Raw genomic sequence first — 12,790 nt, 5'->3', positions numbered from 1 at the left:
ATTGGTATTCGCAGCCAGGGCTGAGGCTTGATCTTTCAGGCCCATGCCGTAGGTCACAGTGCCTGTGGTATCTACGTCAATGGCGGAAAGTTCTGCAACCGTACCCGCATCCGTGACCGATACATCATAAGAGCCGGTTACGTAGCTGTTGGTGTTCGCGGCCAGAGCTGAGGCCTGATCTTTCAGACCCAGGCCGTAAGTGACCGTACCGCTCGTCGCGGTCTCAATGGCAGAGAGTTCTGCAACCGTACCGGCATCGGTAACCGAGATGTCGTAAGCACCGGTCACATAGCTGTTGGTGTTAGCCGCCAGAGCTGAGGCCTGGTCTTTAACACCCAGACCGTAAGTCACCGTCCCGCTGGTGGCCGTCTCAATAGCGGAGAGCTCTGCAACCGTACCCGCATCTGTCACAGAGATATCGTAAGAGCCCGTTACATAGCTGTTGGTGTTCGCAGCCAGTGCTGAGGCTTGATCTTTCAGACCCAGACCGTAGGTTACGGTACCACTGGTGGCTGTTTCGACAGCAGAGAGCTCGGCAACCGTACCTGCATCGGTAACCGATACATCATAAGAGCCGGTCACATAGCTGTTGGTATTGGCTGCTAGGGCTGAGGCTTGATCCTTAACGCCTAGCCCGTAAGTCACGGTTCCTGTCGTGGCGACATCAACGGATGAGAGTTCTGCAACCGTACCTGCATCGGTTACTGACACATCATATGAACCCGTCACATAACTGTTGGTGTTGGCGGCCAGTGCCGAGGCCTGATCCTTCACACCTACACCATAAGTTACCGTACCTAGCGTAGCCGTATCGATTGCGGAGAGTTCTGCAACTGTACCGGCATCCGTAACCGATACATCATAAGAACCGGTCACATAGCTATTGGTATTGCTCGCCAGTGCTGAAGCTTGATCTTTGAGACCTGCACCGTATGTCACGGTACCTGTTGTATAACTATCAATGGCTGAAAGCTGGGCAACAGTCGCTGTATCCGTGACCGATACATCAACGGCACCACTGATATAACTATAGACATTTGCTACCAGATTTGATGCTGAATCAGCAATTTTGGTAAAGGTCACACTACCGGTGGTAGCGGCATCAATCGCGGACATCTCAGCTAGCGTTGCCATATCGGAAACGGTCACATCAATAGCACCGGTCAGGTAGCTATTGGTGTTTGAAACCAAAGCTGAAGCTGAATCTTTTAAACCCGTACCGTAGGTGATGGTACCGGAAGTAGCCGAGTCAATTGAGGATAGTTGAGCGACCGTGACCAGATCTGTCACCGACACATCGTAAGAACCCGTCACATAGCTATTGGTATTCGCGGTAAGGGCAGAAACATTATCCTTTACACCAACACCATAGGTCACCGTACCACTTGTCATCTGATCAACAGCTGACAAGTTTGCCATCGTCACAACATCGGTGATAGATACGTCGTAACTACCTGTGACATAGCTGTTGGTGTTGGCCAACACGGCCGCAATATTGTCCTCAACCCCAGCACCATAGGTCACGGTACCTGAAGTTGCAGCGTCAATTGTAGAGAGCTGAGCAATAGAAGCGTTATCCGTGACGGAGACATCATAAGAGCCGGTCACATAGCTATTGGTGTTGGCGGCCAGGGCTGAAGCCTGGTCCTTCACACCAAGGCCATAAGTCACAGTGCCTGTCGTGTCTATATCAATGGCGGAGAGTTCTGCGACCGTACCCGCATCCGTGACTGAAACATCATATGAACCCGTCACATAGCTGTTGGTGTTCGCAGCCAGAGCAGAGGCCTGATCCTTCACACCTAAACCGTAGGTCACCGTACCTGTGGTGTCTGCATCAATGGCTGAAAGTTCAGCAACCGTACCCGCATCCGTAACCGATACATCATACGAACCAGATACATAGCTATTGGTATTAGCGACTAAAGCTGAGGCTGTATCTTTGATACCTGTACCATAGGTAATGGTACCTGTCGTCATTTGGTCAATGGCGGAGAGCTGAGCCATGGTGACCACATCTGTCACGCTGACATCTGCAGAACCCGCAACAAAACTATTGGAGTTCGACGTGATCGTCGCAACACTATCTTTGATACCATAAATGGTTGTATCAGAAGTCAGGCTGCTAAACTGGGTGGCTTGATCATCGGTCAGCAACAACTGGCCACTACCACTGCTTGTCAGGGTATAAGCATTGTTTGTGCTATCCAGGGACAAACCTGTGATATCCGTTTTAGCGGTTACGCTGAACTGGATGGTTGTGCTTCCGCCGGTAAACAGGGTGATGTTGGAAAGGTTTGAGCTATCATCACCATCTGTTTGCAGAACAATTTGCAGTGTTCCGGTACCAGAATCACCATCTTGGATCTGAATGCTGTCACCAGCAATCTCATCACTATCAATGATGAGCGTCTGGGAAGCTTCAATTTTAAAGTATTCAATACCGGAGATCGTCGCACCAGTGAAGTCAACACTGTTGCTGGCAATATAGATGGTATCTGTGGTGCTGGTGTCTGTGCTGGCATCACCACCATAAATAATGGTTGCCTCACCCGCTTCTACATCACCTGTGTAAAACGTAAAGGTATCATCCCCATCACCACCATAGAGGATATCAACGCCATCACCCGCGTAGATGGTATCGTTGCCTGCACCACCATTGATGGTATCGTTGCCTGCACCACCATAGATAATGTCGGCACCAGCATTACCGGAGAGGACATCCGTACCAGCTTGGCCATAGATGGTATCGGCATCGGCATCACCCGAGATGGTATCGTCACCGGATGTGCCATAGAGTGTGGAGGTGGCGCTATCTGGATCAGAAGAATCAGAAATGCTAACGGCACCCGTTCCTGAGACCGTCAGCAAAAAGAGCTCAGCGGTGTATTCATCAATGGCAAAAGTACCATCGGTTACTTCAATGGCATTAACACCATTGGTCGCCCATTGACGTAACTCAGTATCTGTAATGGCATTTAGGTTTGTGGCGGTATCTGTCAGTACAACCTTAGCACCGGTTGTTGTATCTACGGTGTTGGTTGCTACTGTGACATCAGATGTGCCTGTAAAGCCGATTAAACCAGATGTATTGAGCGTGGTATAGCTGGTGGTAAGCGTAACACCCACAGCAAGGTTCAAATAGTCGATATAGCTTGGGATAACGATATCAGCCAGATCACCACTTGAGGAGACATCAAGCGTGGTTGGAAGAGGATCGTCTTCTTCTTCCTCTTCAGCTGGCTCTTCTTCTTCCTCTTCACCCGTATCTGCAAGTGCAGCGGCATCTTCAGCTTCACTGGAAACAACATCCAGTTCACTGGGTTGGTCACCCTGCTCTTCAACCAAACTACCGGAGCCTTCCGTACTGCCCGTATCACCAGCTGAAGAGACATCGCTGAGATCTGCCATATCATCTGTGCCTGCAGCATCATCTTCATCTGCAGCATCATCTTCGTCGGCAGCGTCATCTTCGTCGGCATCATCGGTATCGGCACCTGCATCGGTATCGGCACCTGCATCCGTACCATCAGCTGCTCCAGCGGCATCATCAACAGCACCTTGGCTTTCTCCCGTGCCGCCGTCTCCAGCACCCTGGACTTCACCAGCTCCGCCGTCTCCAGCTCCGCCATCGCCAGCACCGCCGTCTCCAGCTCCGCCATCGCCAGCACCGCCGTCTCCAGCTCCGCCGTCTCCAGCACCGCCATCGCCAGCACCGCCATCACCAGCTCCGCCATCGCCAGCTCCGCCGTCTCCAGCTCCGCCGTCTCCAGCTCCGCCGTCTCCAGCTCCGCCATCGCCAGCACCGCCATCGCCAGCACCTTGTGTGTCATCACCTGTGCCGTCGTCGCCTGCATCATCACCTGTGCCGTCGTCGCCTGCACCTTCGCCAGCTACTGTACCGGTCGTTGTATCAGTACCTGTGGAGGGGCCAGCCACAGTACCATCACCGGTTCCATCACCTGTGCCATCACCTTCGCCTTCACCAAGAAGGTTCTGGTCATCATCATCATCATCAGTTTTCTTTTTACCTTTGCCAAGCGCATTACCCTGTGCATTTGCACCTAGGGCATTGGGGTTAGTACTCCCCTCCCCTTGGCCTTGCCCTTGGTTACCTGGCTGGTTTCCGCCTGGCTGTCCTGGCTGTCCTGGCTGCACCGCTCCGTCAGGGTTAGGGACTCCACTACTCTGCCCTGCGCTGCCCTGCTGCCCAGGCGAATTGCCAGCAGTAGAACCTGGGTTAAGTGTATTAGCTTGAGCTAGAAGGATTTCACCTTCGTTGTTAGCCATATCGTTCTGCCCAGTCTGTTCGCTCATAATCAGGAGCCCCCTGAACCATGTTACCGGTATCAATCGTCGATGATGATAGACGATAGAATTTGATGTCTAGCTGGCCATGACGGCCTTGCTTAAAAATGGACTCTTATTTTGTGAGTCCTATATTGGGGTCTTAACAACAGACCCCTATTCCCGTTGTGCTCGGCTGTCATCTCTTAAAGATAATCGCAATTAATTTAGCCTGTTTAAGTACCGGCCTTGTGATCATCCCTAAACTATGTCACTTGTGCCGCGCATTTGTTGCATGCCACAAAGAGCCCTTGGACACAAATGTGCCCAAGGGCGAGGCTGTACATGCTTTTTTTGCGCGTTTTCTGTTTAGTGCGTAAACAGATCTGGTGTGAGTTGCCCCACAATCTCCAATAACTCAATTTTTGCCATGGCAACTTCAGCTTTGGATTCTTGCAAATCCGAATTTGCATCAATCACTTTACGCTCGGCATTGAGGATATCGAGAAGAGAGCTTAAGCGACCACCACCAAGCTTCCGCTCTTTGCGGGCCAGCATCAAGAAGTGCTCATTCAAACGCACACTCTCTTCATAGCGGCTAACAAGCTCTTGGTGGGTAATAAGCTTTTGGTAGACATTGCGCAGAACTTTTTCCACTTTGTCCTGGGCATTATCCAGCGTCTCTTGCTGGGCAACCAGAGCTGAGCGGGCAGAGTTCACATCATGAACAGCCGCAAGACCTAGGTTGAATGGCATATCCATTTCAACTAGGAATGAGGTGTCCTCATCTGCACCAGCGGTACCGCCCATGTCATTTTGGAAGGTATAGCTGCCGGTCAGCTTGAGCTCAGGAAAATAACCATCAGAGCGGGTAGATTTAAGGTCATATTTGGCCTTCTCTACATTTTTAGCGCTCTTTTTGAGGGTTAAGTTGCTGCTGGTCAAACCACTGAGCATATCTTCCATGGCAGGAATTTCTGCTGTGATTTGGACAGGCTTGAGAGAAGCGAGGTTCTCAGGCACAACATTAAACCAGCGACGGTACTCATTAAGAGCACGCGACAGTTTAAGTTCAGCCTTCAGACGCTTTTCCTTAGCACGGCTCAGTGCAGCTTCACTTTGCAAGACATCTTTACGCAGGCCACCGCCAGCAGAAAGACGCTGCATTTCGGAAGATGTCTGATCTTTAACGCGCTGCTCAATAGACTTGGTATTTTCAAGCACAGTATAAGCCGCGACCAGCTCTACATAAGCGTTGGCCCCGCTACGCAGAACAGTCTGCACTTTCTCTTCCAGTGCAATATTCTTCTTACTTGCATCTGAACGAGAAGCACTGATATCTGCTTGTGTCTTACCAAAATCCCACAGCTTCTGTTCAAAGCTGAACTTCCACTGACTGGATTTGGCGCCCGTACTCGGTGTAGCACCGAAGTTCGTACCTTCATGGCCCATTTTACCGTTCAGTGTGACGGTGGGGAACCAGTCTCCCTTGGATGAACGCAGATCACTCTGAGCACCATCTCGGTTGGCGGCTGCGGCCTTAACTTCCGCATTGGTTTGGATCAGCCCGCGTAAAAGCTCAGGCAGATCGTTGGCCTGCGCCACCCCAACCATAGAGGCTGATGCGACGCCGACGACGACAGCGTGTTTAACAAAACGTTTGAAAAGCATGGTACAGACCTTTTTTTTCGTGATTTCTCAGTGCCATTTGGCAATGGTCTAATCCGGCTCGTGGCCAATTTGCGCAACCCTAACTTGGTAACAAAAGCGGCTGCAAAGGTCAATCCATATAAATTTGCAGGAAAGACCCATCCCTTGTCGCCCTAAAGATTCTTTTATTTTTCAACAGCAAGCGGCATTATCACACCACTCACAAAAATAGCTTATTCCAGCATGCTCCACCCCCTCGGCCCCATTCTGCATAACAAGATGAATCCAAATGAGTTTCAAATCAGCCGCACATATAAAAAATTGGTCCGATTTTGCGGCACCGTCAACCTACCCACCGTCAGCTTAAGCAGCCCGATATAATCGTATCGTCTTTCGAACAAGAGTAATCCACCTAAATCCGCTCACACTCTCTACGAAAGCCATTTTTTTTTCTACATAAAAGCAATCTACTTACTAAGTATGGTTCGTATAACACTCTTCGAACCATATCATAGGTTACGTTAATGAAACTTCATTGCCTTATCTTGCTTTGGGTTGCGCCCTTTAGGCTTGGCCACCACCCGCTTATAATCTTCTGGCAACAAAAATTGATTTGCGTTAGGAATCATTTCCTTAATGTTTTTAATTTCTGCGGTAATCTGCCCGTTTTGCACCATACGCACGGGGAGGTAGAGCTTGGCATCGACCCACTGTTCACTCACCCTTTTTTTACGCCCCATCTGCTCGGTAAAAACCCACTTTTCGGTCGCACGCCCCTGTACATGACGAACCTCAACCAATTTACGGTGTAAGGTCGGCCCTTTATCAAAAGCATATTTTAAAACCACACGACGCTTAGGATCCACCCACAGCTGCATCAGAACGACGCGCCCACGCTGCTTCATGGAAATTTCCCATAAATGGGCATTAACGCCATCTAATTCAACTTCACCTTTTAACAAGCACTGCGCGGGCTTGTCTTTACCACACATAGGATGATCATCATCACTCGGAAGTATCGTTAAATCGGGCATAGGTGGCATGGGAGCACGGCCAGGACCATCATGGTAGCGTTTTTTATCAGGATCGAGGGTCCAAACCTGCCCTTTCTCCATATCCATAATCAGTGCTCGGGTTTGCTCACCAACCGTCCCCTCTGCACGAAGCTTCATCTGACCCACAAAAAGCTTACCTTTAGCGATTTGATCCGGTTTTTCCGGATTGTACATCACAATATCACCCGTAAAAGTTCCCCCAAACCAAACAGGGGCAGCGACAACAGATTGACTACCCAAAAGTGAGATCAACATATAGGCAAATGCAGAAGTACATATTTTCAGCATGTTAAGCATGGGTCACATTCCAAACAGAAATGGTTCATTTCAGGTAAGTTTCAGCCAGCTGTCATTACAAGCAAGTCAGGTTCCAAAACAGAGCCTCTTAGCTTTTTTTACAATAAAGGCCAATTTTAGAGGATAAAGAGCTTGGCAACCCACCAACCAATTGCTACCCTCGCCACACTCTGCATAGCAACCACCGGTAGAGGCACCAAAACCAAGTCAGATTTTCGGGGATTATTGCCAGACATTTCCCTTGTCATCTTAACTTGTTGAGCGTGTTTTATACCGTAAGATGCTGCATCACACTCCTCTAGCAAAAACATGAGGACTGTGACATACACCCCATAAACGCCTTTCAGGCACGCTTAAGAGGAGAAACCCCATGGCCATTGAACGTACTTTTTCCATCATCAAGCCCGACGCTGTTGCTAAAAATGTAATTGGTGAGATCCAATCCCGTTTTGAAAAAGCTGGCTTGCGTATTGTTGCGGCTAAGATGATCCGTATGACCCCTGCTGTTGCTGGCAAGTTTTATGAAGTACACAAAGAGCGCCCCTTCTATAATGATCTTTGTGCATACATGAGCTCAGGCCCAGTGGTTGTACAGGTACTTGAAGGTGAAGGTGCGATTCTTAAGAACCGCGAAGTCATGGGTGCAACCAACCCTAAAGAAGCTGCTGCCGGAACCATTCGTGCTGATTTTGCTGAAAGCATTGATGCCAATGCCGTGCATGGTTCTGATGCCCCCGAGACAGCTGCGCAGGAAATGGCATACTTCTTCAGTGGCACCGAGTTGTGTGACCGCTAAGATGCGAGGCTTAAAGCCAGTAGCCTCAATTATTGAGGCTGCTGGCTTTACCCAAAAAAGGTTGCCTCTTTGTTGAAAGAGCTCCACCCGACCAATCCCCACACTCCTCATCAAACGCCCCTTCCCCCCAACCATGGACCGATAAGAGAACATCTAATGCCTACCCCCTCTATAGATTTAACGGGATTAACACGTGAGAACCTAACCCAGTTAATTGTTGAGCAGTGGGGGGAAAAGCCTTTTCGTGTCAAACAGCTCTGGTCTTGGCTCTATGTAAAATTAGCTGAAGAGATTGACCAGATGAGCGACCTCTCTAAAGACTTTAGAGCCAAGCTATCTGAAGTTGCCAGCCCTCTGCGCCCAGCTGTCTCTCAACATCAGGTGAGTGAGGATGGAACAGAAAAGTGGCTGTTACGCATGGCAGATGGGCAACAGATTGAAACTGTATATATTCCAGAAGATGGACGTGGGACTTTATGTATCTCTTCTCAGGTCGGCTGCACCCTTAGCTGCCCTTTTTGTCACACCGGCGCCCAGGGTTTTGCTCGAAACCTGACGACATCTGAAATTGTTCAACAGGTTCTTTTTGCCCGTACTGAATTAAACAAACGTGAAAAACGGGTCACCAACATTGTTTTAATGGGCATGGGTGAACCCTTATACAACTACAGTGCAGTGCACGATGCTGTTTTAATTCTTCTTGAAGATTCAGGGTTAGGATTTGGCACGCGCAAAGTGACACTAAGCACCGCAGGCTTACTTCCGAAGATGGAACAGGCCGGTTATGAATTGGGCGTTAACCTTGCTGTATCCCTGCATGCTGTGCGGGATGAGCTTCGTGATGAACTGGTCCCTTTAAATAAAAAGTACAACCTGCAAGCGTTACGTGAATCCACATTACGCTACCCATTAAAATCCGGACGCCGTGTCACGTGGGAGTATGTTATGCTTGCAGGGGTTAATGACTCCGATGAAGACGCCCGCCTTATGGCCACGTTTCTGAAGGACATTCCTTCTAAGATCAATTTGATTCCATTCAACCCATGGCCCAACGTACCCTATCAGCCTAGCGCCATGCCACGTATACGGGCTTTCCAGAAAATTTTGTGCGACGCAGGTTACGTGACCGTAGTTCGGGACCGACGCGGAGAAGATATTGATGCCGCGTGTGGTCAGCTAAAAGGTGCCGTAATCGGCACCCGTGAAAGAGCACCTAAAGACGTCTAACTTCATAAATCCGACATCCTACCTAGCTAAAATCCAAAGGCCAGAAACAGTCCCTCACATAAAGATCTGCGTATAACTACTGAGTTGTTTTTTATAGTTAAATATATAACTTTAAACAACCAAACATGCGCCCTGCCCATACGTCATGTCTAGCCACTTTTGCTTCGATAGTCATCCGCCGCTTTGCCACCGCCTATAGCCCTGTAATTTATGGGAATTCCTAGAGAAAGTATATTTTATATGCACATTCGTTGATTTGTGAAATGGGGTATATAATTATTATGAAATTGCGCTTGCAATCCCCATTTAAAAAGGACAAGATAAATCGATTTTTCCTTCCATAATAAGGTTTTCCTTATATAGAGGAAGGTTAATGTGCGACACCTTTTCGAACAAGGTGTATCGTATTGTTCAGGTGCCGTCGGGGGGGCGGCAGGTATACCCTCTTAATTTTGTAAGGATGGAGTCTATCCATGGGATTCTTGCGTAACCTGTTGGCTCTCATTGGAGCCGTCGCCGTAGCGGGTGGTCTCTACGGCTACGCCAAAATTGCACCTGATCTGGCCGAGTTTGATCCCGGCTATCAGCAAATGTACATGAAGTTTGCTTCTGACCTTCTTGAGTCCAAAGATCCTGGCGTTGCCATGATGTGGATGGTGGAAGTGGAAGAGGACATCACGGTTGAAGATGTAAAAGAATCGTTGAAAAGCTTAGCTGCGGCACGCAACTTCTTGTTTGTTGGGGAAGCACCCTTCTACAAACAGGTTCAAGCGGTCACAGGTAAACCTTACCGTCACGTTTCATTCATGTCATTTTGTGACGCACGTGTAGGTAAGATGATGGCAGATTACCGGGATGAATATACCGGTTTTATGCCTTGCCGGATTTCTGTAGTTGAAGGTAAGGACGGTAAGATCCGCCTTTACTCCATGAATCTGGACATGATGATCTATGGTGGACGTGAGCTACCCGCAGAGCTGAAAAAAGAAGCTATGCGTGTGAGCGGCGTACTTCAGGAGATCATGCAAGGGGCGGCACAAGGGGAGTTTTAAGCCACCCCGGCTTTATTTTGGTTGGAATACTGTTTCCAGCAGTTTTTTTACACGTCGACACCCTTCAAAAGGGGTCGATATAAACTTGGCCCGCCAATAAGGGCCTACCTAGCCATTCCTGTACGGGAGGAGAGGGATAGATGCAACATAACAAGATCAAGACACTGCTCTTGGCGGCAGCCATGGTAACAGGTGGGATGATGATGAGCGCGGATGCTCGCGCTGATATGATTCCTGCTTCTGCTCTGGCTGATACCTGCGCTGGTTGTCATGGTACCAACGGTGTTGCCGTTGGTCCTGCTATGCCTACCATTGCTGGTCAGCCCGCTGCTCATTTAGTTCAAATGATGCAAGAGTACAAATCCGGTGAGCGCCCTGCGACCATTATGGATCGTATCGCTAAGGGTTACAGCAATGAAGAGATCATGGCCATTGCTAAATACCTAAGCGCTAAAAAATGGGCCAACAACATCGACAACCCCATGCTCAGCATGAAAACCGGCACCCCCTACACCAAGGTGGATGACGCGCTGGCAGCTAAGGGTGCGAAGTTGCACAAGTCCTTCAAATGCGGCAAGTGCCATGAAGACAACGGTCGTAGCACCGAAGACGACATGCCTCGCGTGGCGGGTCAATGGCAGGATTACCTGCTGATCAAAATGCAGGATTACAAAAATTCTGACATTAAGGTTCCTCAGCCCAAGAAGATGAAGAAGCGTATGAAAAAAGCTTCTCTGGAAGAGCTCGAGGCCATTGCCCATTTCTACGCAAGCCAGAAATAAGCGGGGAAGAGGAGACTTAAGTATGTCCAAGCTGACACGTCGTCATTTTATTAAAGCAACTGGTGCGACTGCCGCCGTCGGTGCTGCGGGTGTAGCTGCTCCTGCCATTGCTGGTCACCATGGTAAACATGTGATCGTTGTAGGTGGTGGTTATGGTGGTGCTGTTGCCGCCAAATACATCCGTATGGCCGATCCTATGGTCAAAGTGACCTTGATCGAGCAGAACAAGTACTACTACTCCTGCCCTCTGTCCAACCCTGTGATCGCTGGTATGCGTGATCTGGAAGTTCAGAAATGGGGTTATGAAGGTCTGAAAAAGCATGGCGTAAATGTTGTGATCGATATGGTCACCGGCATTGATGCTGGCTCTAAGACCGTTTCCACCAAAGGTGGAAAGTTCAAGTACGACAAGTTGGTCCTGTCCCCCGGTGTTGATTTCAAATATGACGCCATTGAGGGTCTGACCAAAGAAGTTTCCGAGACCATGATGCCTCACGCATGGAAAGCTGGTCCTCAGACCACTTTGCTGCGTGATAAGTTGCACGCTATGAAAGATGGCGAGCCCTTCATCCTGGTTCCCCCAACCAACCCTTTCCGCTGCCCTCCTGGGCCATATGAGCGTGCTTCTTTGGTTGCTCATTACCTGCGGAAGAACAAGCCTAACTCAAAAGTTCTTATCCTTGATCCTAAAGATAAGTTCTCTAAGTTCGGCCTGTTCCGTGGTGGCTGGAAAGAACTCGGTTACGAGCCCAAGTACATTGAGTGGGTACCCGGTGGTGAGGGTGGTAAGGTAACCAAGGTAGATCCCAAGACTGGGACTGTCTTCACCGATATGGATGAGTTCCAAAGCTCTTGCGTGAACATCATTCCTCCCATGAAAGCCGGCGCCATTGCAGCTAAATCTGGTCTGACTGACAAGTCTGGCTGGTGCCCTGTTGATCTGAAGACTTTCGAGTCTAAGATTGCCAAGGACGTCTATGTCATTGGTGACTCCAGCATCGCTTCCGGTCTGCCTAAGTCCGGTTACGCTGCGAACTCCGAGGCTAAAGTTGCTGCTGCGGCTATTCTTGCTGCATTCCAGGGCAAGCCTGCACCCATGCCTTCTTATGTTAACACCTGCTACAGCCTGCTCTCTCCTGAGTACGGCATCTCTGTGGCTGTTGTTAAAGCTTATAAGGATGGCAAGATCATTGGTAAATCCAAGGGTCTCTCCCCCGGTAAAGCCTCTAAGGCTTTCCGTAAGCAAGAAGCTTACTATGCTGAGTCATGGTATCAGAGCATTATGCGCGATACCTTCGGCTAAGCAAGCTTGCTTTGCTGGTTGTAAAAGCGGAGTCCTTCGGGACTCCGCTTTTTTTATACCCAACGCCTTTATACTTTCTGTTTTATTCTCACAAACCCACTCTGTTTTTAAGTAAATATTCCACAGCTATTTTCATGGCATAGATCACACTTAGCACATGTCCGTCGCGTTATTGTCACTGTACTGTCAATTTTACAAAATATTCATTCAGGAATGGAGAAAACAGGTGGATCATGCTTGAGAGCCCGGTTGCGGTTTGGTAATCTCTTTGGGTGGTTTCAAGTGTATTCACGAGGCCTTTTTCGAAAAGGTCTGTTTAAGAGATCGAATGATTAGGAGAT

8 protein-coding genes are annotated in these 12,790 nt (G+C 49.1%); 5 read left to right on the top strand and 3 right to left on the bottom strand.

The window, feature by feature from the left end:
- The 3 genes from V5T57_RS13135 to V5T57_RS13125 form a co-directional block, all read right to left on the bottom strand.
- On the bottom strand, positions 1–4,317 hold a 4,317-nt coding region (locus V5T57_RS13135), incomplete at its 3' end, for a beta strand repeat-containing protein (protein ID WP_442918212.1).
- Between the two features lie 339 nt (positions 4,318–4,656).
- Positions 4,657–5,958 (bottom strand): TolC family protein, encoded by a 1,302-nt coding sequence (locus V5T57_RS13130; RefSeq protein ID WP_332891684.1) that lies wholly within the window; start codon positions 5,956–5,958, stop codon positions 4,657–4,659.
- Positions 5,959–6,458: 500 nt separating this feature from the next.
- Complete coding sequence (locus V5T57_RS13125) at positions 6,459–7,289, bottom strand: hypothetical protein (RefSeq protein WP_332891683.1); 831 nt, start codon at positions 7,287–7,289, stop codon at positions 6,459–6,461.
- A 370-nt stretch (positions 7,290–7,659) separates the two neighbouring features.
- Here V5T57_RS13125 and ndk point away from each other — a divergent pair, with 370 nt between their 5' ends.
- The 5 genes from ndk to V5T57_RS13100 all read left to right on the top strand — a co-directional run bounded on the left by ndk (position 7,660) and on the right by V5T57_RS13100 (position 12,449).
- Positions 7,660–8,085, top strand: a complete 426-nt coding sequence (ndk, locus tag V5T57_RS13120) for a nucleoside-diphosphate kinase (RefSeq protein ID WP_332891682.1) — start codon at positions 7,660–7,662, stop codon at positions 8,083–8,085.
- 156 nt (positions 8,086–8,241) lie between these two features.
- Entirely contained in the window at positions 8,242–9,312 is a 1,071-nt protein-coding gene (rlmN, locus tag V5T57_RS13115; RefSeq protein ID WP_332891681.1) for a dual-specificity RNA methyltransferase RlmN, read from the top strand.
- Between the two features lie 473 nt (positions 9,313–9,785).
- Positions 9,786–10,364 (top strand): DUF302 domain-containing protein, encoded by a 579-nt coding sequence (locus V5T57_RS13110; protein WP_332891680.1) that lies wholly within the window; start codon positions 9,786–9,788, stop codon positions 10,362–10,364.
- 140 nt (positions 10,365–10,504) lie between these two features.
- Entirely contained in the window at positions 10,505–11,146 is a 642-nt protein-coding gene (locus tag V5T57_RS13105; protein WP_332891679.1) for a c-type cytochrome, read from the top strand.
- A 22-nt stretch (positions 11,147–11,168) separates the two neighbouring features.
- Positions 11,169–12,449, top strand: a complete 1,281-nt coding sequence (locus V5T57_RS13100; RefSeq protein ID WP_332891678.1) for an FCSD flavin-binding domain-containing protein — start codon at positions 11,169–11,171, stop codon at positions 12,447–12,449.
- Positions 12,450–12,790: the final 341 nt, after the last annotated feature.

This window comes from Magnetococcus sp. PR-3 (assembly GCF_036689865.1).
GTDB lineage: Bacteria > Pseudomonadota > Magnetococcia > Magnetococcales > Magnetococcaceae > Magnetococcus.
This window is presented reverse-complemented; position numbering and strand designations above follow the sequence as displayed.